General features: G+C 66.3%; 21 protein-coding genes. 7 read left to right on the top strand and 14 right to left on the bottom strand.

Going from position 1 to position 24,224, the window contains the following annotated elements:
• Positions 1–85: 85 nt before the first annotated feature.
• From BLU17_RS14120 to BLU17_RS14110, 3 genes are all read left to right on the top strand, one after another.
• Complete coding sequence (locus tag BLU17_RS14120) at positions 86–901, top strand: IclR family transcriptional regulator (RefSeq protein ID WP_091997435.1); 816 nt, start codon at positions 86–88, stop codon at positions 899–901.
• Positions 902–1,084: 183 nt separating this feature from the next.
• Positions 1,085–2,722, top strand: a complete 1,638-nt coding sequence (locus tag BLU17_RS14115; RefSeq protein WP_091997625.1) for a GMC family oxidoreductase — start codon at positions 1,085–1,087, stop codon at positions 2,720–2,722.
• Between the two features lie 133 nt (positions 2,723–2,855).
• Positions 2,856–4,178 carry an MFS transporter gene (locus tag BLU17_RS14110; RefSeq protein ID WP_176929090.1) on the top strand — a complete coding sequence of 441 codons (1,323 nt, stop codon included), beginning with the start codon at positions 2,856–2,858 and terminating at the stop codon, positions 4,176–4,178.
• 51 nt (positions 4,179–4,229) lie between these two features.
• On the opposite strand, the gene BLU17_RS33800 is transcribed toward BLU17_RS14110, so the two are convergent.
• On the bottom strand, positions 4,230–5,507 hold the full coding sequence (locus tag BLU17_RS33800; RefSeq protein ID WP_245746855.1) for an amidohydrolase family protein: 1,278 nt from the start codon (positions 5,505–5,507) through the stop codon (positions 4,230–4,232).
• Positions 5,459–5,617 carry a hypothetical protein gene (locus BLU17_RS33145; protein WP_176929089.1) on the bottom strand — a complete coding sequence of 53 codons (159 nt, stop codon included), beginning with the start codon at positions 5,615–5,617 and terminating at the stop codon, positions 5,459–5,461. The genes BLU17_RS33800 and BLU17_RS33145 overlap by 49 nt, the downstream gene beginning before the upstream one ends.
• A gap of 217 nt (positions 5,618–5,834) precedes the next feature.
• Between BLU17_RS33145 and BLU17_RS14100 the strand changes: the two genes are divergently transcribed.
• Positions 5,835–6,752, top strand: coding sequence for an NAD(P)-dependent oxidoreductase (locus tag BLU17_RS14100; protein ID WP_091997434.1), 918 nt, complete (start codon positions 5,835–5,837; stop codon positions 6,750–6,752).
• A gap of 85 nt (positions 6,753–6,837) precedes the next feature.
• On the opposite strand, the gene BLU17_RS14095 is transcribed toward BLU17_RS14100, so the two are convergent.
• From BLU17_RS14095 to sauS, 3 genes are all read right to left on the bottom strand, one after another.
• Positions 6,838–8,220: an MFS transporter gene (locus BLU17_RS14095; RefSeq protein WP_091997433.1), complete on the bottom strand. Its 1,383-nt coding sequence runs from the start codon at positions 8,218–8,220 to the stop codon at positions 6,838–6,840.
• A 73-nt stretch (positions 8,221–8,293) separates the two neighbouring features.
• On the bottom strand, positions 8,294–9,946 hold the full coding sequence (locus BLU17_RS14090; protein WP_091997432.1) for an AMP-binding protein: 1,653 nt from the start codon (positions 9,944–9,946) through the stop codon (positions 8,294–8,296).
• Positions 9,943–11,388, bottom strand: coding sequence for an acylating sulfoacetaldehyde dehydrogenase (sauS, locus tag BLU17_RS14085; RefSeq protein WP_091997431.1), 1,446 nt, complete (start codon positions 11,386–11,388; stop codon positions 9,943–9,945). Before sauS ends, BLU17_RS14090 begins: the two co-directional genes overlap by 4 nt.
• A 275-nt stretch (positions 11,389–11,663) precedes the next feature.
• On the opposite strand from sauS, the gene BLU17_RS14080 reads away from it, so the two are divergent.
• Complete coding sequence (locus BLU17_RS14080) at positions 11,664–12,428, top strand: IclR family transcriptional regulator (RefSeq protein WP_245746854.1); 765 nt, start codon at positions 11,664–11,666, stop codon at positions 12,426–12,428.
• Between the two features lie 36 nt (positions 12,429–12,464).
• On the opposite strand, the gene BLU17_RS14075 is transcribed toward BLU17_RS14080, so the two are convergent.
• The 6 genes from BLU17_RS14075 to BLU17_RS14050 all read right to left on the bottom strand — a co-directional run bounded on the left by BLU17_RS14075 (position 12,465) and on the right by BLU17_RS14050 (position 21,169).
• Positions 12,465–13,418: a dimethyl sulfoxide reductase anchor subunit family protein gene (locus tag BLU17_RS14075; RefSeq protein ID WP_091997429.1), complete on the bottom strand. Its 954-nt coding sequence runs from the start codon at positions 13,416–13,418 to the stop codon at positions 12,465–12,467.
• A gap of 33 nt (positions 13,419–13,451) precedes the next feature.
• On the bottom strand, positions 13,452–14,186 hold the full coding sequence (locus BLU17_RS14070; RefSeq protein ID WP_091997428.1) for a 4Fe-4S dicluster domain-containing protein: 735 nt from the start codon (positions 14,184–14,186) through the stop codon (positions 13,452–13,454).
• 43 nt (positions 14,187–14,229) lie between these two features.
• Positions 14,230–17,166 carry a molybdopterin oxidoreductase family protein gene (locus BLU17_RS14065; protein WP_091997427.1) on the bottom strand — a complete coding sequence of 979 codons (2,937 nt, stop codon included), beginning with the start codon at positions 17,164–17,166 and terminating at the stop codon, positions 14,230–14,232.
• 356 nt (positions 17,167–17,522) lie between these two features.
• Positions 17,523–18,179 carry a hypothetical protein gene (locus BLU17_RS14060; RefSeq protein ID WP_143189253.1) on the bottom strand — a complete coding sequence of 219 codons (657 nt, stop codon included), beginning with the start codon at positions 18,177–18,179 and terminating at the stop codon, positions 17,523–17,525.
• A 255-nt stretch (positions 18,180–18,434) separates the two neighbouring features.
• Positions 18,435–19,013 (bottom strand): hypothetical protein, encoded by a 579-nt coding sequence (locus BLU17_RS14055; RefSeq protein ID WP_091997425.1) that lies wholly within the window; start codon positions 19,011–19,013, stop codon positions 18,435–18,437.
• 62 nt (positions 19,014–19,075) lie between these two features.
• Complete coding sequence (locus tag BLU17_RS14050) at positions 19,076–21,169, bottom strand: AAA family ATPase (RefSeq protein ID WP_091997424.1); 2,094 nt, start codon at positions 21,167–21,169, stop codon at positions 19,076–19,078.
• Between the two features lie 184 nt (positions 21,170–21,353).
• On the opposite strand from BLU17_RS14050, the gene BLU17_RS14045 reads away from it, so the two are divergent.
• Positions 21,354–22,382, top strand: a complete 1,029-nt coding sequence (locus tag BLU17_RS14045; protein WP_091997423.1) for a helix-turn-helix transcriptional regulator — start codon at positions 21,354–21,356, stop codon at positions 22,380–22,382.
• Here BLU17_RS14045 and BLU17_RS14040 read toward each other — a convergent pair.
• Together BLU17_RS14040 and BLU17_RS14035 are read right to left on the bottom strand one after the other, a co-directional pair.
• Positions 22,375–22,590 carry a hypothetical protein gene (locus BLU17_RS14040; protein ID WP_245746853.1) on the bottom strand — a complete coding sequence of 72 codons (216 nt, stop codon included), beginning with the start codon at positions 22,588–22,590 and terminating at the stop codon, positions 22,375–22,377. The genes BLU17_RS14045 and BLU17_RS14040 overlap by 8 nt on opposite strands.
• Positions 22,591–23,028: a hypothetical protein gene (locus tag BLU17_RS14035; protein WP_091997422.1), complete on the bottom strand. Its 438-nt coding sequence runs from the start codon at positions 23,026–23,028 to the stop codon at positions 22,591–22,593.
• A gap of 309 nt (positions 23,029–23,337) precedes the next feature.
• On the opposite strand from BLU17_RS14035, the gene BLU17_RS14030 reads away from it, so the two are divergent.
• Positions 23,338–23,769: a hypothetical protein gene (locus tag BLU17_RS14030; RefSeq protein ID WP_143189252.1), complete on the top strand. Its 432-nt coding sequence runs from the start codon at positions 23,338–23,340 to the stop codon at positions 23,767–23,769.
• A 65-nt stretch (positions 23,770–23,834) separates the two neighbouring features.
• On the opposite strand, the gene BLU17_RS32380 is transcribed toward BLU17_RS14030, so the two are convergent.
• Positions 23,835–24,173, bottom strand: coding sequence for a hypothetical protein (locus BLU17_RS32380; RefSeq protein ID WP_143189251.1), 339 nt, complete (start codon positions 24,171–24,173; stop codon positions 23,835–23,837).
• Between the last annotated feature and the right edge of the window lie 51 nt (positions 24,174–24,224).

Below are 24,224 nucleotides of genomic sequence, written 5' to 3'. Positions count from 1 at the left end.
TGCTAGAAAACTCGAACAATTTGTTCCATTTCTCCCGCACGCCGCTCGATCGCCGGCAAAAGAAGCGGGATGACGGAGGAGACCCATGCGAGAGCCCGTCCCCGTACCGCGCGAAGCTTCGTCGTCCGATGACGCCCGCGTGCTGCGCGCGCTCGTGGTGCTCGAGCAACTGGCCTCGGCGGGCCAGCCGTACACGCTGTCGCAACTGTCCGTGCGGCTGCATATTCCCAAGGCCACGCTGCTGAGGCTCATCGATTCGCTCGAAACGCGCGGCTACGTGATCCACATGCCCGATTCGCGCGGGCACGACCGCAGCATCGCGCTGGGCCCGCGCGCGGCGCAGCTGGCGCTGGCCACGCTCGCCAACAACACCTTCACGCGCTCGTGCCGCGTGCTGCTGCGCGCGCTCGTGGACGCGCTCGGCGAAACCTGCAATCTCACGGCGCTCGACGGCGACCGCGTGCTGTACATCGAGCGCGTCGAGACGACGGAGCCCTTGCGCATGGAGATGCATCCGGGCATGCATGTTCCGCTGCACTGCACGGCGAGCGGCAAGCTCTTTCTCTCGCAGATGACGACGCTCGAGCGCAACGCGCTGCTCGAGCGCCTCGTGCTCACGAAGATGACCCACCGCACGTTGACCGCCCCCAAGGCGCTCGCCGCCGAGCTCGAACGCCTCGCGCAGCGCGGCATCGGCATCGACAACGAGGAGTTCGTGCGGGGCATGGTGGCGATCGCGGTGCCGGTGCGCGAACCCGGCAGCAAACGCATGCTCGCCGCGCTCGCCGTGCACGCTCCGACCGCGCGCGCCAGCCTCGACGAGTTGCTGGAGACCGTGGGGCGCATGAAGCAAACGGCGAGCAGGCTGGCTCCGCTGCTCCAGGGGTTGTCGCTCGCGTGAGCGGGCGCCGGCCTCATCGTTTGCGGCCAGTCGTCATGGACTTCTGAGTCCGTTTCTGCGGTTTCCGTTTCACTTTCGACCTGCGCGCAGCATTCGCGCTTGCGGTCGGTCCCGCCATCCACGACATTGATCCGAAAAGCGCGGTACGCCATGCCGCCCCTGGATTTCGAGGAGACGGAATTCGTGGAACACGAAGTCGACTACCTGATCGTCGGCGCCGGATCGGCCGGCTGCGTGCTCGCCAACCGGCTGAGCGCCGATCCGCGCAACGCCGTGATGCTGCTCGAAGCGGGCGGCGAAGACAACAACCCGTGGATCCACGTTCCGGTCGGCTACTTCAAGACCATGCACGACCCCGCGCTCGACTGGTGCTATCGCACCGAGCCGGACGAAGGCGTCGCCGGGCGGCGGATCGACTGGCCGCGCGGCAAGGTGCTCGGCGGCTCGAGTTCGCTCAACGGCCTGCTCTACGTGCGCGGACAACGCGAGGACTATGACCGGTGGGCCGCGCTCGGCAATCGCGGCTGGGGTTACGCCGACGTCCTGCCCTACTTCCGGAAGTCCGAGGACCAGGAGCGCGGCACGAACGCGTGGCACGGCGTGGGCGGCCCGCTGAAGGTCTCCGACCTGCGCTTGCGCCGGCCCATTGCCGATCATTTCATCGCGGCCGCGCAGGACATCGGCATTCCGTTGAATCAGGACTACAACGGCGCGGTCCAGGAAGGCGTCGGCTACTTTCAGCAGACAGCGTTCAGGGGCTTTCGATGGAGCACCGCGAAGGGCTTTCTCAAGCCCGCGCGCAAACGCAGCAACCTGATCGTCCAGACCGACGCGCAGGTTTGCCGGGTCCTTTTCGAAGGACGCCGCGCGGTTGGCGTGGAGTATCGGCAGGGCGGCGTGCGCAAGCGCTCGCGCGCGCGGGTGGAGGTCATTCTCGCTTGCGGCGCGATCGGCTCACCGCAGATCCTGCAGCACTCGGGCATCGGTCCCGCGCCTGTCTTGCGCAATGCCGGCGTACCGGTGCTGCACGAACTGCCCGGCGTCGGTCAGAACCTGCAGGACCATCTGCAGGTGCGGCTCGTGTTCCGCACGCGCGAACGCACGCTCAACGACGAAGTCAACCATCCGCTGCGCAAGGCGTGGATCGGCTTGCAGTACGCGCTCTGGCGTACCGGGCCGCTCACGCTGGCCGCAAGTCAGGTGGCGGTCTTCACGCGCTCTAACCCCGACGTCGACCGTCCGGACATCCAGTTCCACATGCAGCCGCTGAGCGCCGACAAGCCCGGCGAGGGCGCGCATCCGTTCTCGGCCTTCACGGCGTCGGTCTGCCAGTTGCGGCCATACAGCCGCGGCAGCGTCGAGATCCGCTCGGCCGATCCGCTCCAGTATCCCGCCATTCACGCGAACTATCTGTCCGATGCGCGCGACCATCCGGTCGTGACAGGCGGCATCCGCGTGGGCCGCCGCATCGCCGCCGCGCCTTCGCTCGCGCCGCACATCGTGTCCGAGTTCGTGCCGGGCGAGCAGTATCGGAGCGACGCCGAATTGCTGGACGCGGCGCGCCGCTTCAGCCAGTCCATCTACCATCCCGCGGGCACCTGCAAGATGGGCAGCGACGCGATGGCCGTCGTTGACGACCGGCTGAGGGTGCGCGGCCTCGACGCGCTGCGCGTGATCGATGCGTCGATCATGCCCGAGCTCGTCTCGGGCAACACCAACGCCCCCGTCATCATGATCGCCGAGAAAGCCGCCGACATGATTCTCGAGGACCACGCAGCCCATGCCGCCACGCAACGGGAGTGCATGGCAGAGCAGGCTTGACGGACGCAGCTTCGCAGGACCTGCAGGACGGCAATAACCGGCAACCGGAAGGATACCTTACGAAAAACATGTGCATTGCACGCGGCCGCGCCCGCCGTTCCATGGCGAGGCGCGCCCAACCAAGGAGACAGCCATGAACGCATTGCCCCGCACCGACGCACGGCAGATGAGGCGCGTGGTCGTCGCGAGCCTGATCGGCGCGACCATCGAGTGGTACGACTTCTTTCTCTATGGCGTCGTCGCCGGCATCGTCTTCAACAAGCTTTATTTCCCGGGCGGCGATCCCCTCGTTTCGACGATGCTCGCCTACGGCACCTTCGCCGTGGGCTTCCTGAGCCGGCCGCTCGGCGGCATTGTGTTCGGCCACTTCGGCGACCGGCTCGGCCGCAAGAGCATGCTCGTCATGACGCTCTCGATCATGGGCGTCGCCACCGTGCTGATCGGCACGGTGCCCACCTATGCGCAGATCGGCCTGTGGGCGCCCGCGCTGCTGCTCATCCTGCGCGTCGCGCAAGGCCTCGGCCTCGGCGGCGAATGGGGCGGCGCCGTGCTGATGTCGTTCGAATACGCGCCCGAGGGCAAGCGCGGCTTTTATGCGAGCATTCCGCAGATCGGCCTCGCGATCGGACTCTGCCTCGCCTCGGGCGTGGTCGCGATCCTCTCGTCCGCGCTCAGCAACGAGCAGTTTCTCGCCTGGGGCTGGCGCCTTGCGTTCTTCCTCTCCTTCGCGCTCGTGGCGATCGGCTTGTATATCCGCCTGCGCGTGCTGGAAACGCCCGAGTTCGAACGCGTGAAGCAGCAGGGCGCCGAGATCCGCGTGCCGATCGCCGAGGTGCTCGGCCGCTATCCCGGCAACGTGCTCGCGGGCATGGGCGCGCGCTTCATCGACGGCGTGTTCTTCAACGTCTTCGCCGTCTTCACGATCGCCTACCTCACGCAGACGCTCAAGCTCTCGCGCACCGACGCCCTGCTCGCCGTCATGGCCGCCGCCTTCACGATGATCTTCACGATCCCGTTTTTTGGCCGGCTCTCGGATCGCGTCGGCAGAACGCGCATTTACTTCTGGGGATCGCTCTTCACGGGGTTCTCGTCGTTCTTCGGCTTCTGGCTCATGAAGCACAGCGGCGGCTCGCCGGCGCTCCTGTGGATCGCCGTGATCGTTCCGCTCGGCGTCATCTACGCTTCCGTCTACGGGCCCGAGGCGGCGCTCTTCGCGGAGCTGTTCGACGCGAACGTGCGCTACTCCGGCATTTCGTTCGTCTATCAGTTCTCCGGCATCTTCGCGAGCGGCATCAGCCCGATCATCGCGACCTGGCTTTTGCAGCGAAACGGCGGCGATCCGTGGCTCATCTGTCTCTATACGATGTTCGCGGGCCTCGTGAGCGCGCTTTCGGCCGCCTGGGTCGGGCGCCGGCACCTTTCGCGGCAGCGCATGGCCATGAGCGGGGCGCGCTGAGCATGGCGCCCGGACGTGCCCGCATGCGGACACGAAAGGCGAGCGCGGCGTTCAGTTGCGCGCCGCCACGCAGCATGCGCGCAGTCCGTCTCGCAACTTCGCTTCGGTATCCATATCGATGAATCCGATGAAGACGACGGCAGGCTCCATGGTTTGCGCCTCGTGGCCGTCGTGCGTGGCCGGCGTCAGGCGCAGCCGGCGCGCCGCGACCTGGCACACGCGCATGCCGGCGCGCCCTTCCGCGTCCATGACGCGCACGAAGCCCTTCGCGCGCAGGATCGTGCGCGGCAGCGCCTTGAGCCATGCGCGCAGGCGCGCCTTGTCCAGCACGTCGGGCGCGGCAAGCGTCAGGCTCGCGAACGCGGGGAATTCGCGCGCGGCCGGGCCGGCGGGCCGGCGCTGCCAGCGGGCCGCATCGGCGAGCGCGCACCGCTGGGGCACGCTCGTGTCGAACAGCAACGCAAGCGGCACGCGCCCATGATCGGCTGCCACGACGACGTCCGTGGGCGCGAGCGCGCGCACGTCCGCAACGGCCCGCTCGCGCTCGGACAGCGCGACCAGATCGAGCTTGGTGACGATCACCGCGCTCGCGCTGTCGATCTGCTGCTGGGCGACGGCACCCACGAGCGGGTCGGCGAGCGTGTGCACGAGTTCGAGCGCATCGGCGACTACGAGCACCGCGACGAGCCGGAACGCGCCGTTGAGCAACCCCACCTGGGCGATCTTCGCCGGGTCCGACACGCCGCTGGCCTCGATCAGCAGCAGGTCCGGCCGCTCGTCGCGCGCGGCCACGCCCAGCGTGATCGCATGCAGCGCCTCGTCAACGGTGAGCCGCCCGGCTTCGCCGAGCACGCGGCCCGACGCCGTCTCGCGCCGCACCGCGCACCATGCCGTGAAGAGCGGGCTCAGCGCCGTGATGGGGGCGTCCGAATGCAACGCATAGGGAATGCCCATGCGCTGCGCCGAGCCGGCCGGGTCCATGCGGTTCGCGCGGTCCGGGCCCATGGTCTGGCCGTAATGCGCGTCGCCCCAGTAGTAGATGTGATTCGCGAAGAAGTTCACGCACAGGCCTGGCGCGCGGATGCGCCGCAATTGCGCCGCATCCGCCATCTGGCAATGCTGCAGCGTGTGCCGGTGATCGGGGCGCGGATGCCGCGCGAGCAGCGTCGCGAGCGCGTCGAGCACGACCTCGGTCGCTTCATCGCCGTTCGTATGAATGTGCAGTTGCAGCCCCGCGCAGTGATACGGCTCGAACACCTCGACCAGTTGCGCGGGCGGTATCAGCCACAGGCCGTTCGGCTGCCCGCCCGCGTAGCCGGGCCAGCGCACAGGTAGATGAACGGCATGCCAAGGACATAGCGGTCCTGCATGGCCACCCAGGGCAGCATGCCGATGACGCCGAGGTACGGCAGGCCGATTCCGATCAGATACCTGAGCATCCTTGTCTCCTTTCCCGTGCAAAGCCGTCGATCGTTTTCCGGTTCGAGTATCGGCCGTCAAAAACCGGGGCGGCTAGTGCCAGATGCGGACTATCGTTGAGTCCAATGCCGGGGCCGGCGCGCGTGGGGCCGCCGGGCGGACCGCTTTCAGGCGACGCGCCGATAGCTGCGATAATGAACGCCGCCCCAGCCTCAAACCCCACCCCAAGGAGCCACTGTGAGCCAATCCTCACCCTCTTCCTCCCCGAATCCCGTACGCCGCGTCGCGTTCCTGGGCCTCGGCGTGATGGGCCATCCGATGGCCGGCCATCTCGCGAAGGCCGGGCTCGACGTAACGGTCTACAACCGCACCGCTGAGAAAGCCGCGCAATGGGTCGCCGAATACGGCGGACGCGCTGCCGCGACGCCGCGCGAAGCGGCGCAAGGCGCGCAACTGGTGCTCGCCTGCGTCGGCAACGACGACGATCTGCGCAGCGTCACGCTCGGCCCCGATGGCGCGTTCGCCGGCATGGAGCGCGGCACGCTGTTCGCCGACCATACGACCGCCTCGGCCAACGTGGCGCGCGAACTCGCGGCGGACGCCGCCGGGCATGGCCTGCATTTCATCGACGCCCCCGTCTCCGGCGGCCAGGCGGGCGCCCAGAACGGCAAGCTCACGATCATGTGCGGAGGCGAAGCCGACGCCTTCGAGCGCGCCAGGCCGACGCTCGCCCACTACGCGGCGGCCGTGACGCTGATCGGCCCGGCGGGCGCGGGCCAGCTCGCCAAGATGGTCAACCAGATCTGCATCGCCGGCCTCGTGCAGGGACTCTCCGAGGCCATCAACTTCGGCGAGCGCGCGGGGCTCGACATGACGCGCGTGCTCGACGTGATCGGCAAGGGCGCCGCCGCGAGCTGGCAAATGGATAACCGCGGCAAGACGATGATCGCCAACGAATTCGACTTCGGCTTCGCGGTGGACTGGATGCGCAAGGATCTCGGCTTCTGCCTCGACGAAGCGAAGCGCAATGGCGCGGCGCTGCCGGTCACCGCGCTCGTCGACCAGTTCTACGGCGACGTGCAGCGCCTGGGCGGCCGCCGTTTCGACACGTCGAGCCTCATCTGGCGCTTGCGCAAGCTCGACGCCGGCGCATGACGCGTACCCGGACGGCGTGCGCGGCAGCCGTTGCCGCCGCGCACGCCGTCCGGGCGCCGCCGGTCCGCTGCGCGCCCCTCCGGGTTCAGCGCCACCAGCGCAGCGGCCGGCGCAAGGTGTGGCGCTCCAGCCGCACCGTGGGCACGGCGTCGAGGAACGCGAAGGCGCCGGCCTCCTGTGCGCCCATGAGCCGCTCGCGCTCCTCGTCGGCCTCGACCGTGCGGCTCGTGTCGATGAAGAGCGCCGCGACGATGCCGAGCGCCAGCAGTCCCGCCGAGATCGTGAAGGGCACGCTGTAGCTGCCGGTGCGCTCGATCAGGTAGCCGAACGCGACCGGCGAAACCATGCCCGCAATGCCGAAGCCCGTGTTCATCATGCCGCCCGCCGTGCCCGCGTACTTGCCCGCGATATCGAGCGGGAGCGTCCACAGCACGGGGTTCGTGATCTCGAGAAAGAAGAACGATGCGGAGAGGAAGAGCACCGCGACCATCGGGTTGGAGACGGACACCATGGGCAGCAGGAAAGCAAGCGAGCCGCCCATGCCCACCACGAGCACCGCGCAGCGGGCGAAGCGCAGCCGGCCGGTCCACTTGAAGAGCCGGTCCGAAACCACGCCGCCCAGCGTGTCGCCCACCACGCCGGCGAGCAGCGGCAGCGCCGTGAAGAGCGCGAGCTGCTTGAGGTCGAAGCCGCGCGACTCCTTCAGATACGACGGCAGCCAGGTCAGATAGACCCACAGCAGCCAGCCATAGCAGAAGTCCACGAACGTGACGAGCCACATGCGCCGCAAGAGCTTGCGCCAGGGCGTGGCCGCGTGTTTGGCGCGCTCGCAGTCGCCACGTCGATAGCCGATCTCGGCGGTCTCTTCAGGCGTGACGCGGCGGTTCTGCTCCGGCGAGTTCGTGAACACGAAAAGGTAGAGCAGCGTCCACAGCAGGCTCGCGATGCCGAGCAGGATGAACGCGTCGCGCCAGCCGCCCGCGGCCACCACCGCGAGCACGAGCGGCGGCGTGACGGCGCCGCCGAGGCGCGCGAAGCTGTGCGTGATGCCTTGCGCAAAGCCGCGCTCGCCCACCGGCATCCAGTAGGTGAAGGCGCGCGTGGCGGTGGGAAACGCGCCGCCCTCGCCCACGCCCAGCGCGAAGCGCAGCAGCACCAGCATCGCGACGCCGCCGGCAAAGCCCGTGGCGAGCGTCGCGGCCCCCCAGATCAACGAGAGCACGGTGAGTACGAGCTTGGGGCCGTACTTGTCGGAAAGCCAGCCGCCGACGATCTGCATGACGGCATACGGATAAGCGAACGCGGAAAACACGAGTCCGAGCTGCACCGTGGTCAGGCCCATTTCATGGCGGATCAGCGGACCCGCGACTGCGATGTTCACGCGATCGATGTACGAGATGAAATACATCAGACACATGACCGCGAGAATGATATGGCGCGTCTTCACGCGCTGCGCGTGCTGTTTCATGTCGTCGTCTCCTGAGTCTCTCGTTTTTTGGCGCCCGGCCGGCGCGGGCGCGGGGCAAGCGCGCAGGCGGCCGTCAGCCAGGGGCGGGCGCCACGAGCTTCAAACGCTGGACCTTGCCCGAGGGGCCGCGCGGCAACTCGCTCACGAAGCGGAACTCCCTCGGGGTCTTGTAGCGGCCCAGCTCGCGCAGGCAGTGCGCGCGCAGCTCGGCCGGGTCGGGCGCGCCCGGCCAGTGGGCCTCGCGCGGCACCACGAACGCGACGATCTCCTGCCCGTAGGCGGGATCGGGCACGCCCACGGCCGCCGCGTCGAGCACGCCGGGGTGGCGCAGCAGCGCCTCGTCGATCTCGCGCGGCGCGATGTTTTCGCCGCCCTTGATGATCAGTTCCTTCGAGCGGCCGTTGATGTAGAAGTAGCCTTCGTCGTCGCGATAGCCGAGATCGCCCGTGCGCAGCCAGCCGTCGGAGGTGAACGCCTTCGCGGTGTCCTCGCGGCGCTTGTAGTAGCCGCGCATGATCTGGTTGCCGCGCAGCACGATCTCACCGCACTCGTTCGGCCCGCACTCGCGCCCGTCGCGGTCGATGACTCGCGCCTCGCTGCCCGAGGGCAAGCCGATGCTGCCGATGCGGCGGCGCGATACGTCATAGGGATTGCTGAAGACCGGGGCGGCGGTCTCGGTCATCCCCATGGTCTCGATGACGCCGATGCCGAAGCGCGCCTCGAACGCGCGGTGGTGGTCGGCGGGCAGCGCCGCCGAAGCGCTGCGGCAGAACTTGAGCGCAGAGAGGTCGAGCCCGCGCGGCTCGTCGCCGTTGAGCAAATAGGCGACGATGGTCGGCACCACGTTGATCCATGTGCAGCCGTAGCTCGCGGCGTCGCGCCAGAACGTCCGGGCCGAGAAGCGCTGCGTGAGCACGACCGAGCCCGCGTGCCAGAGCGGCGCGAGCAAGGTCACGACGAGGCCGTTGATGTGATAGAGCGGCAGCGAAGCCAGCACGCGGTCGTCGGGGCCGAGGCGGTGTTCGAGGCTGATGTTGCGCGCGTTCGCATGCAGGTTCTCGTGGCTGAGCAGCACGCCCTTCGGCGCGCCGGTCGTGCCCGAGGTGTACATCAGCAGCGCAATGTCGGCGCCGTCGCATTCTGAGCGGGCCGGGTCGCTCCTGTGCCCGGCGTCTGCGCGGGTCGAGGCGGTCGAGGCGGTCGAGCCAGCCGGGGCGTCGGCCGCCGCCGCTTCGAGCGCGAGCAAGGCCGGCAGCGCGACGGCGTCGGGCTGCGTTCGCACGAGCGCGATTTCGCGCGTCACGCCCCGCGCGCGCAGCGCGGCGAGCGCCGTCGCGAGCGCATCGCTGGTCTGGGCGCTCGCGAAGATCATCCGCGTATCCGAATGCTCGACGACGTAGGCGAGCTGCGACGCCTGGCAAAGCAGGTTGAGCGGATGGGCGATCAGTCCGCTGTACATCGCGCCGAGCAGCAGCGTGGCCGTCTGGATGCCGTTGCCCATCAGAACCGACACGACGTCGCCCGGCTTGAGACCCGCGTCGCGAAAGCGGATCTCGAGCGCGCGGCAACGCTCCAGCAGCGCGCCGAAAGTAAGCGTCGCGCCGGCGCTGCCCGAACCGGCGCCCTCCCCGGCCCCTTCGTCGGGCGCGGCCAGCAAGAAGGGCCTGTCCGGGTACTGCGCCGCGCGCGCTTCGATCAGCGCGCGGATCGTCGCGGGCGTGCTCATTGGCCGAACCTCCGGAAATAGTCGCCGAGCAACGCATCGAGCGCCGGAACCTGCTCCGCGATCGGGTACGCCACGCGCGTGATGTTCAGGTAGTGGCGAAACCCGAGATTGTCCGAAAAGTTATTGCGCCCCCACGTTCCGCATCCCATCGAGAGCGAGAACGGCAGGCCGTTGTCGAAGTTGCCGCCCGTCGCGAAGCAGTGCGCCTGATTGACGATCACGCGCGCCACCGGCAGCGTCGAGCCAAGCGTCACGGCTTCGTGCGGCTCGCCCGTGTGCAGCCCGACCGAGTGGCCCGCTCCCATGTGGGCATAGAGGCTGTGTACGGCGTCCGCCGCCGCGTCGAAATCGCGCGCGCGGTAGACCGTCAGCACAGGCGCGAGCTTCTCGCCCGAAAACGGATAGCCGGCCCCGAAGCCGGTTTCCTCGACCATCAGGAAGGCGGGCTCGCGCGTCGCCACTTCGTCGAGGCCCGCGGTGCGCGCGATCTGCGTCGCGGATTTCGCGGTGCAGCACGCCGACAGCTTGCCGTCGGTCCACATCGCCGCCTGCAATTGGGCTTTTTGCCGCGCGTCGAGCAGCACGCCGCCGCAGGCGGCCAGCTCGCGCAGCATGGCGTCGTATACCGCGTACTCGATCACGGCACTGTTCTCGGACGAACAGCTCGTTGCGTAATCAAAGGTCTTCGAGGCCGCGATCTTGTGCGCCGCCTCGCGCAGGTTGGCCGTGCTCGTGACGATGGACGCCACGTTGCCCGCGCCGACGCCGAAGGCCGGCGTGCCGCTGGCGTAAGCCATCCGCACGTTCGCCTGCGAGCCCGTTGCGACCACGAGATCGGCCTCGCGCATCAGCGCGGCGGTCGCCGCCTTGCCCACCGGCGCGGGCAGCATCTGCACGAGCGCCGGGTCAAGCCCCGCCTTTTCGAACTGCGCATGGATGAACCCGACCAGCGCTTCGCACGCGCCATGGCCCTTCGGCGAAGGCGCGACGACGATCGCGTTGCCGCATTTGAGCGCGTTGATGATCTTGTTCGCCGGCGTCGCGGCCGGATTGGTGGAGGGCGTGATCGCCGCCACCACCCCGACCGCGCGCGCGATCTCGACGATGCCGCGCGCCTCGTCCCGAGCGATCACGCCGCAGGTCTTCTTGCCGTGCAGGTCGCGCAGCAGCCCGAGCGTCTTCCGATAGTTCTTGCGAAACTTGTCGCCGGCGTTGCCGAGCCCCGTGTCGCGCACCGCCAGCTCGGCAAGCTCGCGGTTTCGCGAGGGCTCCATGATCGCCCATGCCGCCGCCGCAGCGGCGGTATCGAGCGTTTGCTGTCCAGCGGACCCGAAGGCCTGCTGCGCGGCCCGCGAGCGCGCGACGAGCGCGGAGATCTGCGCCGCGTGCACGTCGGCCTCGCTTGCGCCCGCGCCTTCGACAAGGATGTCCCTCACATTCATTTGCGGCACTCCCGATAAATAATGGCGGTACCGCCAATCTATTCATCGGCGTGCGGGCGCGAGTCCCGATTCCCGCGAATTCGGTGACGGACGGCGACGCAGACGCGGAACACGCGATTTTCGGGACTTTCTTTAGTCCCGAAAATCGCGTTGCGAGATGCACAATGGTGCTACGCAGTCGCGCGAGGTTGCGCCGCGCGGCAAGCCGTCGGCCTGGCATGGGCTTGCGCCGAGCGCCACGAGCCGCAGCGTGCAAATTGACAGAGGAGACAAGCGTGTCCACATCGAACCAGTCGAATGCGGCGGCCGTACGCGCATTCCGCGTGCTGGAAACGCTCGCCCTGGCGGGCCGTCCGTTGTCGATGATGGAGCTGGTGCATGCGCTCGATCTGCCCAAGCAGACCGTGCACCGGATACTCGCCCAGCTCACGGACGCCTGGCTCGTCACCCGCGGCGCCCACGACAAGCTATACGAGTGTTCCGCGCGCGTGAGAATGATGGCGGTGAACGTGCTGATGCACGCGGGCCCCGCCGCGGCGCGGCACGAGCTGCTGGAGCAGCTCGTCGAAAAGATCGGCGAGACGTGCAACCTGACCATGCTCGCGGGAAACGACGTGGTCTACGTCGACCGCGTGGAGACCGAATGGCCGCTGCGCATGCATCTCCAGCCGGGCTCTCACGTGCCGCTGCACTGTTCGGCAAGCGGCAAGCTGCTGTTGAGCTTTTTGCCCAAGGAGCGCCGCGAGCGCGTGATCGGCAGGCTGCCGCTGCGCGCCCATTCGGAGCAAACGATCACCGACCGCGACGCATTGCGCAAGGAACTCGCGGTGACGCGCCGCCGCCAGCTCGCGATCAACAATCAGGAGCATCTGCAGGGATTGATCGCGATCGCCGTTCCGGTGATGCTCGACCGCAACCGCGCATGCGCGGCGATCGCGGTCCAGGCGCCGGTCGGGCGCGTCGCGCTCGACGACCTGCTCGCGTTCGTGCCCGATCTGAGGCGCGCCGCAGCGGAAACCGCGAAAACATTCTGCCAATGAAGGACGACGGTTCGCGCCCCGGCTTGCCCTCTCCCGCTACGGACGCTGGTAGTAGAGATTCTGGGGATGCCGCGCCTCGGCAAAGAAAAACCAGCGTTCCGCCACCAGTCCCGCGTACTGGATTGCTGCCGCCGCGCAAAGCAGCGCGAACGACAATCCGACGGGGCGAACGCTTCCTCCAATCGCAACCAGGCAGAAAGGCGCGAGAAACGCCGCCAGCAGGAACGTCCACTTGATGCGTGCGAGCGCACGCGGCGTCCTGCCGTGAAAGAACTCGCGCAGGTTGAAGGCCCCCGCCGTGAACCCGCGCGACTTCTGCTCGACATGCGCCGCGCGGATACCGGTCGCGCTTTGCACAGTCGATTTCGGGCGAAGCCGTGCATTGCGGAAGAGGGAGGCCGTGCGTGACGCGCAGCCTGCGAGCGTCAACCCGCATGCGCAGATGGCGAGCGGCACCGTCATCGCCGGTGTGAATCTGGCGGCGCAGGCCGTCGCGAGCGTAAAGCCGGATGCGCAGCCAAGCAAGATGAAATTGACCAGCGTGAGCGGCGTCGCCCATTCCTGAAGAAAACGCAGGCACGCGTAGATCATGGCGGTGCAGACGAACAGCAGCAGGCTCGCGGCGACCGCCACGCCCCCTATCGCGAGAGAAAACGAGGCGCCGGCCAGGTGCGCCAGGCCGTAAGCGAAGGTGCAGGCAAGAAAAGCGGGGAGACAAAGGCATTCCCTCGAAAGCCACGAGGTGCGCCACATCGCAACGGCCCGCCATGCGCGCTCGGGATGGCCGAGATGGAAGAACGACGCGACGAGCCCCAATGCGCCAAGCGCGCATGAAAGCCCCGCGCCGACGACATAGAACACGGCGGGGACCGCAGCCGTATCGCCAAGGCCAAGCCGCAACGCCAGCTCCACGCCGACGAGCGCGATCAGCAGCCCCTGGCCCGCGCCGCTCAGCGTCGTGAGAAACACCACCGAAAATGCCGGGTTCATACCGTTCTCCACACTTCGATTCAGGCGCGACAGTCAAATACGCGTAGCGGCCGACGCCAGATTGAGCACGCCGTGCTCCGCCTGTGCTTCGACCGTAGCGGGCGCTTCTTCGCCCGAGGTCTTGCACGAGCACGAGCCGCTGCCGCAGGACGTCACTTTCTGGCGCGGCAAATAGTGATTCGACGGCCGCGTGCCCCACTCCGGCATCAACGGGTAGCCGCCGCGTTCGCGGATCGCCTTCGACACGATCGACCCGGGATCGTGAATGTCGCCGAAAAGCCGCGCCGAGGTCGGACACGCCAGCACACACGCGGGCTTGCGATCGCGCTCGGGCAGCGCTTCGTTGCCGATGCGATCGGCACACAGCGTGCACTTGGTCATCTCCCTGCGTGCCTCGTCGATTTCGCGCGCGCCGTAGGGGCAGGCCCACGCGCAGTACTTGCAGCCGATGCAGCGGTCATAGTCGACCAGCACGAGGCCGTCTTCTTTGCGCTTGTAGCTTGCCCCGGTCGGACAGACGGGAACGCACGGCGGGTCCTCGCAGTGCAGGCAGGACTTCGGGAAATGAATGGTGTCGGCAAACGGAAACTCGCCGGCTTCGAACGTCTGCACGCGGTTGAAGAACGTGCCCGACGGATCGGCGTCATACGGGCGAAGATCGGCGAGACTGCCCGCCTCCCCCGAGGTGTTCCATTCCTTGCAGCTCGTCACGCACGCATGGCAGCCCACGCAGACGTTCAGATCGATCACGAGCGCCATCTGTGTCATAGCATGCTCTCCGTTTCGCTTGCGTCGTTTCGCTTGCGTCGTTTCATTTGCGTTGCGCGGCCTTCGCGAGACGCGCGGCGAATTCGCCGCGCCCCGCGAAGTACGTCTGCACGACGCGATGGATGAGGCCGCCCGCTCCCGTGCCGGTCACGCCGGGCAGCGCGGGCATGGGCGCGAACTGCGGCAGCGTGTGGTCCGCGTGTGCCTCCGCCGGGTAGATGCGCACCCGCACGTCATACCACGCGGCCTGCCCCGTCACCGGATCGGAATTCGAGGTGCGTGCGTGGTCTGCCCGACCGACGGGAATCTCGTCCGCGATCAGGTGGTTCAGGAGGAAGCCGCGCTGCGATTCGTTGGCGTCGGGTCCCAGATTCCACGCGCCCGCCGACTTGCCGATCGCGTTCCATGTCCAGACCGTGCCTGGCTCGACCGCTTCGCTATGGCGCGCCACGCAGCGCACCTTGCCCCATTGCGATTCGACGTAGATCCAGCCGCCGTCCTCGATACCCTGCGCCGCCGCCGTACGCGGATTCATGTACAGATAGTTCTCGCCATGAATCTGCCGCAGCCAGGCGTTCTGCGAGTCCCACGAGTGGTACATCGCCATGGGCCGCTGCGTGACGGCCGCGAGCGGAAAGCGCGCATGATCGGTCGCGTCGTGCTCGAGCGGCGGATACCAGAACGGCAGCGGATCGAAGTACCGCGCGATTCGCGCGCGCAAATGGTCGGGCGGCTGGCGGCCCTTCGTCTTTCCCTGCGCGGCGAGCCGGAACTTCTGCATCACGTCCGAATAGAGCGCGATCACGATCGGTTCGTTGAACTTGCGAAAGCCCTTTTCCACGGCGAAATTCAGGTAGGGCCCGTTGCAGTTGCGCATGTACTGCAACGATTCGGGCAGCGCGTAGTGATAGACGCAATTGTGCTTCGCGTATTCCTCCCACTGCCGCGGGTTCGGCTCGCCAACCAGCGCCTTCTCGCCCTCCTTGCCGCGCCAGCCGATCAGGAAGCCCACGCCCGAGCCGGGCGCCGTCTGGTGATTGACGATGAAGTCCGGATAGTCGCGGTATTTGCGCTCGCCTTCCGGCGTCGTGAAAGCGGGCAGTTTCAGGCGGCCGGCCAGTTCGACGAGCACTTCCTGGAACGGCTTGCATTCGCCGGTTGGCGGCACGACGGGCACGCGCACGGAATCCACCGGCCCGTCGAACTCGGAGATCGGCCGGTCGAGCATCGACATCGCGTCATGGCGTTCGAGGTAGGTCGTATCGGGCAGGATCAGGTCGGCGAAAGCGGTCATCTCCGACTGGAACGCATCGCACACGACGATGAACGGAATCTTGTACTCGCCGTTCTCGTGCTTGTCCGCGAGCATCTTGCGCACTTCGACCGTGTTCATCGACGAATTCCACGCCATGTTGGCCATGAAGATCAACAGCGTGTCGATAGGGTAGGGATCGCCGCGCCACGCGTTCGTGATGACGCTGTGCATCAGGCCATGCACGGCAAGCGGGTACTCCCACGAAAACGCCTTGTCGATACGCACGGGCTCGCCGTTGGCGTCCACGAAGAGATCTTCCGGCGCGGCGGGCCAGCCGAGCGGACCGTTCGCGAGCGGCGTGCCGGGCTTCACGTCATCGGGGCTGTTGGGTGGTTTTGCCGAGGGCGGCACGGCGCGCGGATACGGCGACTTGTGGCGAAAGCCGCCGGGCCGGTCGATGGTGCCGAGCAGCGACATCAAAACCGCGAGCGCGCGTATCGACTGAAACCCGTTCGAATGTGCCGCGAGACCGCGCATGGCGTGAAATGCGATGGGCGCCCCGGTCACGGACGCATGGGTTTCGCCCCATGCGTCGGTCCATTGAATCGGCAGCGTGACCTTGTGATCGCGCCCGACCTCGGCCATTTCCTGCGCGAGCCGGCGGATCGTGCCAGCGGGGATGCCGGTGATGTCCGACGCCCACTCCGGCGTGCACGCGGCGACCTGTTCGCGCAGCAGTTCGAACGAAGGCGCGACTGGCGTGCCGTCGGCGAGCGTATAGCGCCCTTCCAGCGCGGGACGCACGCCCGGTGTGTGATGCAGCACTTCGCGCCGGCCTGCCGCGTCCCACCACATGTGATTCTGCGGAAAGAGCGGATTGCGCGCTTCAGCGGCGCTGTCCTGAACGAACAATCCATAGGTGTCGCTGTCGGGGCGCATGTCGAGCAGCTCGCCCGCATTCGTGTAGCGTTCGACGAACTCGCGGTCATACGCATTGCCTGCTATCAGTTCGCGCATGAGCGCCATGAAGAGCGCGCCGTCCGTGCCGGGACGGATCGGCACCCATTCGTCGGCGATCGCCGCGTAGCCGGTACGGATCGGATTGATGGCGATGAAACGGCCGCCTGCGCGCTTGAACTTCGAAATCGCGATCTTCAGCGGATTCGAGTGATGGTCCTCGGCGGTGCCGATCATGAAGAACAGCCTGGCGCGGTCGAGGTCCGGGCCGCCGAACTCCCAGAACGAGCCCCCAATCGTATAGATCATGCCCGCCGCCATGTTCGCCGAGCAAAAGCCGCCGTGCGCCGCATAGTTCGGGGTGCCGAACTGTTTGGCGAACAAGCCCGTCAATGCCTGCATCTGGTCGCGGCCCGTGAACAGCGCGAACTGCCTGGGGTCCGTCGCTCGCAAATGGGCGAGGCGCTTTTCGAGCAGGTCGAACGCGACTTCCCAGGAGACCGGTTCGAACCGGGCGCTGCCGCGCGCCGCATCGGGCTTGCGCAGCAGCGGTTGCGTCAGGCGCGCCGGCGAATACTGTTTCATGATGCCCGACGAGCCTTTTGCGCAGATCACACCCTGATTGAGCGGATGCTCGGGATTGCCGTCGATATAGCGCACTTCTCCGTCGCGCACGTGCACGCGAATGCCGCAGCGACAGGCGCACATGTAGCATGTCGTCGTCTTGACCTCGAGCTTTTCCTTCTGCGTGCGGGGCTTATGGTCCATCACTCCTCCAGATCCGCCTGCGATGTATGCGGTACAAACGATGTACCGACAGTGAATATCGTATAAACGGGCGGCAACGAGGAAAACTCGCAATTTGCGATCTCATCCATCGGCACGCGTGATAGTTGCACGCGGAATGCGTCGATGGCATTCGGGTGCGCGGCGGGAACGGGTCGGCCGCCCCCTTCGCACGGCATCGGAGGGGGCGCGGGAATGTACGAAATATGAAAGGATGGGCCTGGCCGGCCCACCAGGAGGAACGAAAAGCCGACCCCGCAGGCCGCCATCTTCAAAGATGGAACCGCAACACCCGCATCTGAACAACGGCGGGCAGGCTCCAGTGCGGCCGCCCGGCCCTATTCGACTTCTTCTGCGGGCGCGCTATCCGAACGCACCTTCTGGCGTGCCAACAGGAAAATGCCGGCTTCGATCTGCGCGAGCGTCCGGCGCGGCTCGTCCATGGCCACCAGTTCGTCGCGCAAACGGGTCAGTTGCTCAATGAACAGCTGATAGCCGGCGGGATTCATCGCGTATCCGAGCCCGAGGCTCAAGACCTCGTCGAGCACGGCGAACCTGTCCGGTTCGAGATGGCGGAGGTGTTTCGACGCGAACGAAACGCTCAGCCCCTTGATCGTGAGCCCGAGCGCGACTGCATCGTGCGGCCCGAGCGCGCGCACGCTGGTAAGCCAGTGATGGATGCGCTGCCCGAGAAGACCGCGAGGATAGTGGCGCTTGAGATTGCCCAATACGCGCGCGCCGCGGCCCCAATGGCAGACGTCGGCGGAAAACGCGAGCGACGCCTCGACGGTCGGCGGCGACAAGGCGAGGTACTGCCTGCCCTTGGCCTCCATGTCCACGATTCCCGAGTCGTCCCGGTAGTTCTGCTCGATCGCGCTATCCAGCGCATCGATCGTCGTGTGCAAGATGCCGAGCGTGACGACGGGCGAGTCCGCGCGATCGGACAGCGTGCGCATCACCCCGTCCGGGCTCAAGTAGGGCAGCTTGTCGGACACGTGACGCAGATTTTCCGCATCACACGTTTCGCAGAACTCGAACCACTGCGTTACGCGCATGGCGTCGGCAGACCATTGCGGATGCTGTCCAAGACTTTTGATGGCGTCCTTTATCGTCCGCCCGTTGATGCGCGCGAGCGGCGCGCTGCATGCAGCACAAGTTGACATGGCTGGTCACAAAAGAAAGGAACACGGCCCGTATTAACGGCTCCTGCGCCGCGGACTTGAGGCGGAACGCGGCGTTGCAGCGCGCGGCTAGATCTCTTCCGTGACGGCTGCCTGGAAGGCCGCCTCCGGCGCGTGGCCTCGCTCGATCGCCTTGATGATCTGCTCCTTGATTTCATTGCCGAGGCGATTGGGATACAGGGGGCTGCCGCTCGCCGCGTCGGCGCGCCAATGGGCCATGAAGACCTTTTCCGCTTCCTGCCGGGACCTCCTGACGAGCTTCAACGGCTTTTGCGCCGCCGCGCGCCATTCGCTCACGTGAATCGCCCAGTCCTGCTCGCAGCTTTCCCAGTCGAATCTCGCCACGCGCAGCTTTTCGTCCTCCCAGTTGCCCTTGTACCCAGGCCCGGGCCGTCCGCTTGCATTGACCGCCAGGCACGCGAGATTCGGCAACGCATGCCTTGCGCAAAACATCTCGATCATCAACAGGCGCTTGCCGATCGAAAGCGGAATCGCGCTCTGCACGAGTTCGTCATTCGGATACCCGGTTTTTGCGCGCTCGACGAGCTCACCATAGCGGATCGTCGCGCCCGGTCGTTCGCGCGCCAGTTCGAGCAAATAGCGGTAATAGATTTCCCCGAGGCGAACGTCGTAAGCGGTAGTTTTCATGTTTTCCGTGTTTTCGTGACAAACACCATTATGGTGGGAATTCGACTGGAAGCGGCGGCCCGTCACACGAACCCAATCGCGGCCGGTCGAACTTCCTTCATCGCACATTCTTTTTCGAGCGCCTCGACAAACGCTTCAGCCGACGCGAGCGCCAGAAACCGCTGGCGCCGGGCGACCGCCGCGAAATCGCCGGGCGTGAGCGTGCCGAGCCGATCGAGACGCGAGCGCAATCCCGGACCGGCCTGCGGCAGCTCCAGCGCTGCGAGCTGCCTCTCCAGAAGACACCAGGCCTGCTCCGGCGCGAGATAGTCGAACTTGACCTTCAGGTCGAAGCGGCGCAGCGCCGCCGGGTCGAAGTCGACGATCAGGTTCGTCGACGCGATGAAGATGCCTTGAAAGCGCTCCATCTGCGTCAGCATTTCATTGACTGCGGTCACTTCCCAACTTCGGGCGGCGCCGCGCCGGTCGCGCAGGAAGCCGTCGACTTCGTCGATCAGCAGGATCGCTTCTTCATTCGCCGCTTCACGAAAGGCGCTTGCGATGTTCTTCTCGTTCTCGCCCAGCCACTTCGAAAGCAGGTCCGATGCACGCTTGACGATCAGCGGTGCGTCGAGACGTTGCGCCAGCCATTGCCCAAATGCCGTCTTGCCGGTGCCGGGCGGCCCGTACAGGCACAGGCGCCCCGACCGGTGCGCACCCAGTCCGGCCGCGACCGCAACGAGATCGCTGTCCGCGCGGATGAACGCGGCGTCGTAGGTCTTCGGCAGGCACGCGCGCTCGCCCGCCTCGACAAGTTCCTGGGACTGGGCCTTGAGCGTGCCGTTGATCAGCCGCTCCATGGCCGCGCCCGCCCGCTCGGCGCCGAGTTCGTCGCGGATCGTCCGCACCACCGAAGCGACCCGCGTGACCACGGCGGGCGCCAGCACCTCCGATCCGGCAAGACGCTCGATAGCGGCGGGCTCCAGCAGGTCGCCGCTCGTCATCCCGATGATCTTGCAACGCTGCCGCTTCGGCGGCACCGGCAATTCGATCACCATGTCGAAGCGGCGAATAAAAGCGTTGTCGAGACAATCCACCGAGTTCGAAACCCAGAGTGCCGGCACGCGGTTGCTTTCGAGCATGCGGTTGATCCATGCCTTGCGCGCCTGCGCCGTCCCCCGGCGGCGCCAGGCGTCGTCCCCATTGAACACGTCTTCGACTTCGTCGAACAGCAGCAGCGCGCGGCGCTCGCCGAAGAAACTCTGCGCGGCCCGGAACGCCCGCAGGCGCGCGTCGCCGTCGACCGGGTCGCCGTCGTCGTCCTGGCTCGCCACCTCGAACAGCTCGCAACCGATCGTCTGGGCGAGCGTCTTCGCCAGCTCGGTCTTGCCCGTTCCAGGCGGCCCATAGACGAAGATGTTCACGCCCGCGCGGCCGGACTCGAGCGAGCGCCTCAGGTAGGGCTGAAGCACCTCCAGCCACTCGCCGATGTGCTCATAGTCGGCCAGCGCAAGCCGGGCCGGCGAAGCCGGCACAACCGTATCGCGCAGCAGGTGAAGCGGGTCCGCGTCCGACGTCCGCATGTGATCGGCGAACGAACCCGAAAGCAGATCGAGCCGGTGGTCCAGCGTTCCGTTGCCGATCATCGACAGCGACACGAGGCCGGACCGGGCCAGCAGGTTCCGCGGGCCGAGGCGGCGGCGGATTTCGTCGGCCGGAAGATCGAGAACCACCGAGAGCGTGTGGAATACCCGCGTGAACGACAGCGCACCGAGCAGATCCGATGTTTCTTCCAGCACGGACTCCGACTTGAGCATCACGACGAACTCGAGGATCTTGCGATCGGTGCGCGTCAACCCCACCAGCGCTTCGAGGCGGTCCAGGTTCCGTGCAAACGTGCCGTTACCGGCGAACTCGGGCGTCGTGCCTTCCATTTCGCGGTACAGCCGGCGCAAATGCGCGGCGACGCGATTCTCGTCGGACTCGCCCCGGTCGTCGCCTTGCAACGCGTGCAGCGAGAAAATGTCCGCCAGTTGCTCGACCCGCAACGAACCACGCCGCATGCCGTTTCGCTGTCCGCCCAGCGGCACCAGGAGCCGCAGCAGCCACAACTTCACGACAGGGTCGATCATGCTCGCAGCATTGCGGCAGATGGCGGTGGTCCGGCGTCTTTTCATAAGCAGCGTCTCTCCAGTTGACGAAAGGATTTTGCCGCCGCTTCGAGACAATCTGTGTCCCGAATCCGCGTGACGATGAACGGGAAACCCGGTTCCGCAGCGGTAGCCGCGTTGCGCCCTGCCGTGCCAAAATAGCCCGCGAGCGGAGACATCCTTTGTCCCGCACCCTGTCCATCAACCGCTCATGGCCAAAAACGACTCCGATATCCTTGCCGTCCTGCCCACCGCGCGAAGCCTGCAAAAGTGGGCGACCACGCCCGACATAGCCACCAGACTGCGCAGCCGGGGCATTACGGTGAATCATGTGAAGACGGTTCAGCGCAGGCTCGAACTCATGCTCGACCAGGGTCTCGTCACGAAACGCAGGCTCAGTACCGCAATCGAATGGCAGCGCAACGAAGGCGTGAGCGGCATCGCGGCCAGTTCCGGTTCCCTCATGACTTTCGACGAGGCGCTCGCCCTTCAGGTACTACGGCGCTTCGCCTCGCGCCAGATCCCGACACTGGTCAGCACCGCGCTCGATGGACTATTCACCGTGTCGAAAGAAAGGCTGACCAAAGGCGAGCGTAACGAAGGCCGCCGCCATGCCAGGTGGGACCGAAAAATTGCCGTCGTGGACGGCGCTTTCGAACGGATTCGCCAGCCCGTCAAGGAGTCGATCTTTCAGCAGGTATCGCAGGCGCTGTTTGCCGAGCAACTGCTGGAAATGGACTACCGCGCGAGCGCGCAGACGGTCATGCCGCTCGGGCTCGTCGAGGCGGGCGATCTCATCTACCTCGTTGCGCAGGTACCGGGCAAACCCGCTGCCGTCATGTATCGGCTCGACAGAATGGAGCGGGCGCAGGCCACGGACCGGCCCTTTACGTATCCCCGCGACTTCGCGCTTTCCTCGTATGTGAACAAGGAACGGAAGTTCGACTTTTTCCCGAGGGGCAATGCGCAGGTCGTGCTCCGGTTCGCGCCCAACGCCGCGCACGGCGTTCTCGAAGCGCCGCTCTCGCGCGACCAGACGTTCGAAACCGACGACGCGGGGTTCGTCACCATCAGCGCGACGGTCATGCTTAGTGAGCGCCTGCGGTGGTGGATACGGTCTTACGGACCCTATGTGGAAGTGCTTGAACCGCAGGACCTGCGCCAGGATTTCATCGCGGAGGCGAAAGAGGCGTTCAACCTCTATTCAGACGCCGGCCGCGTCAAGCCCTCGACTACCTGACGGTTCGCCAGATCAGGGGCGCGAGTTGATTTCCCGTTCCGACGATCTGGAACCGGCTGCCCCGGGTTTGGCCGGCCTTCGGATCATATTCGCCGACGCGATTGAAACGGGCATCCCGGCCGACCTGCTTGCCAGTCGAATCCGTTTCGATGCTGCCGATGATCCTGAATTGCCTGTCTCGCAGGTATTGCGTGCTCATTCGAATCATTTAATGGTCCTTATCGAATTCGCGGCGCAGCGAGATCGAGAGAGCTGCATGCACGTGGCCCACGTCCAGCATCGCACCCCAGTCACCGTGCAGACGCCGATGAAGTTCGATGAACAGCGGGCTGGGGCATACGTCGGAGAGCGGCGCTGCGAACCTGTGCTTGCCACGCCGCGCCGATGCGCCGCCAAACCGGTCGCCGGCTTCAAGCGTTGCGAGCGCCACGTCGAAGCGGTTTTCGACGCCCCGATTCCCTGCCCCGAACCGATAGCGCAACTGAACGCCGGAAAAAACGAAAATCGATGCTCCGGAGATTCGCGCGGCGCACTCGCGAATCCACTGTTCGATTTCGAGCAAGCGTTCGTTGAGCAAGCGAAGGTGCGCCAGCTCTCTCACGGTCATGTCGGCCAACGAGCGATTACGGCAGTCCGATACGGTCATGCGTTCCTGGATAGCAGTGACGATATGTGCATTTTGCAGACGTATTCGGACAATTTATGTCCCGTGCAATAGTTTGCAATGCAGAGCGTCTATTCTCCGGCAGGCCCGAATCGACGCCCGTGCCGGCGCCCGCCGCGATCAGGAGCGCGTCGGCGCCGCGAACCCATGCGGCCGCGCGTGCGATCGTTTGCGCCTCGCCCCAAAGAATCTTTCTCCTGCATGAGTGCTCCTTTCTCCCTGCCGGACGCAATGCGGCGCCTCGCGCAACGGTCGTTTTCCGCCGCAAGAAGGGGGATCGAGGGACAATTCATGTCCCGGCAGCACCCGGACCGTCCATGGCGACGCGGAAGGGAAACCGACTGGCGACCAGGACAGCAATTGTCTCGTCCGTCGCGCAAACTGCAGGGATCGCTTATCAGAAGAAGCAAAATGACAACGATTGCAGGCACGCTGGAATGCGTCGACGTGGCGTACGCGCGGACCGCGCGTTATCGCCGGCGAGGACAGGCAGCACACCACCGCGCGCCCCGCTACGGGGTGCGATTCCGTTTCGAGGGGCAACCGCCCCGGGAAGCCGAGGTCGTGCCGCATGCCTCCCCGCTCATCGTATGGCGCATTCGCGGCAGCAAGCCCGGCGACGTCGTCGAAATCCTGCTCGGCCCGGACGGGCGCAGCATCGTCGAATGGACAAACCAGACGCAGGAGAAGCTTTGGGAAACGTTATGCGCGTCAGGCTGCTAGCGCGAGCGGCTCGTTGCGCGATGCCTTCACAACCAGACGGGGAATGAAAACTGGAACAGCCACAATCACTGAATAGCGAATTCGACCGCCTTTCGCTCCGCCTCGACCATATCTTCCATATCGATTCGATGCTGACACGCGATGGTCTGCCCGAAGCGGTCCGCGAGGTGCTCAAACGCGACTTCCGCGAAATCGGCGAAACGCTGAATCGCAGGAACGCCCTTGGCGGCAATCAGGATCATGCCAGCGACGCGCTGCACCTCGAACGGACGATTCGGGCGCGCATCGAGGAAGCGCCAGGCACCTTTGGCTGGCTGGTGCAAGCGAGTCAGCGTGAATTTCGCGTGGAGGACAACGGCGAGCTTCACTTCCCATGGCAACCGGTCCGAACGGCGTGGATTCATGCGCCGACCTACGAGCGCGCGGTCGGCATCGCTTGCGCGTGGGCCGAGGAC

Origin of the sequence: Paraburkholderia lycopersici (genome assembly GCF_900096975.1) — a bacterium.
GTDB classification, from domain to species: domain Bacteria; phylum Pseudomonadota; class Gammaproteobacteria; order Burkholderiales; family Burkholderiaceae; genus Paraburkholderia; species Paraburkholderia lycopersici.
This window is presented reverse-complemented; position numbering and strand designations above follow the sequence as displayed.

What these genes read in the sequence shown, in the direction of transcription:
- BLU17_RS14050 (WP_091997424.1), bottom strand. Translation starts at nt 21,169, where the DNA reads ATGAAAAGACGCCGGACCACCGCCATCTGCCGCAATGCTGCGAGCATG.
- BLU17_RS14055 (WP_091997425.1), bottom strand. Translation starts at nt 19,013, where the DNA reads ATGAAAACTACCGCTTACGACGTTCGCCTCGGGGAAATCTATTACCGC.
- BLU17_RS14095 (WP_091997433.1), bottom strand. Translation starts at nt 8,220, where the DNA reads ATGAAACAGCACGCGCAGCGCGTGAAGACGCGCCATATCATTCTCGCG.
- BLU17_RS14090 (WP_091997432.1), bottom strand. Translation starts at nt 9,946, where the DNA reads ATGAGCACGCCCGCGACGATCCGCGCGCTGATCGAAGCGCGCGCGGCG.
- BLU17_RS14110 (WP_176929090.1), top strand. Translation starts at nt 2,856, where the DNA reads ATGAACGCATTGCCCCGCACCGACGCACGGCAGATGAGGCGCGTGGTC.
- BLU17_RS32380 (WP_143189251.1), bottom strand. Translation starts at nt 24,173, where the DNA reads ATGAATCCACGCCGTTCGGACCGGTTGCCATGGGAAGTGAAGCTCGCC.
- BLU17_RS33145 (WP_176929089.1), bottom strand. Translation starts at nt 5,617, where the DNA reads ATGCTCAGGTATCTGATCGGAATCGGCCTGCCGTACCTCGGCGTCATC.
- BLU17_RS14120 (WP_091997435.1), top strand. Translation starts at nt 86, where the DNA reads ATGCGAGAGCCCGTCCCCGTACCGCGCGAAGCTTCGTCGTCCGATGAC.
- sauS (WP_091997431.1), bottom strand. Translation starts at nt 11,388, where the DNA reads ATGAATGTGAGGGACATCCTTGTCGAAGGCGCGGGCGCAAGCGAGGCC.
- BLU17_RS14075 (WP_091997429.1), bottom strand. Translation starts at nt 13,418, where the DNA reads ATGAACCCGGCATTTTCGGTGGTGTTTCTCACGACGCTGAGCGGCGCG.
- BLU17_RS14045 (WP_091997423.1), top strand. Translation starts at nt 21,354, where the DNA reads ATGGCCAAAAACGACTCCGATATCCTTGCCGTCCTGCCCACCGCGCGA.
- BLU17_RS14070 (WP_091997428.1), bottom strand. Translation starts at nt 14,186, where the DNA reads ATGACACAGATGGCGCTCGTGATCGATCTGAACGTCTGCGTGGGCTGC.
- BLU17_RS14030 (WP_143189252.1), top strand. Translation starts at nt 23,338, where the DNA reads ATGTCCCGGCAGCACCCGGACCGTCCATGGCGACGCGGAAGGGAAACC.
- BLU17_RS14035 (WP_091997422.1), bottom strand. Translation starts at nt 23,028, where the DNA reads ATGACCGTATCGGACTGCCGTAATCGCTCGTTGGCCGACATGACCGTG.
- BLU17_RS14065 (WP_091997427.1), bottom strand. Translation starts at nt 17,166, where the DNA reads ATGGACCATAAGCCCCGCACGCAGAAGGAAAAGCTCGAGGTCAAGACG.
- BLU17_RS14040 (WP_245746853.1), bottom strand. Translation starts at nt 22,590, where the DNA reads ATGATTCGAATGAGCACGCAATACCTGCGAGACAGGCAATTCAGGATC.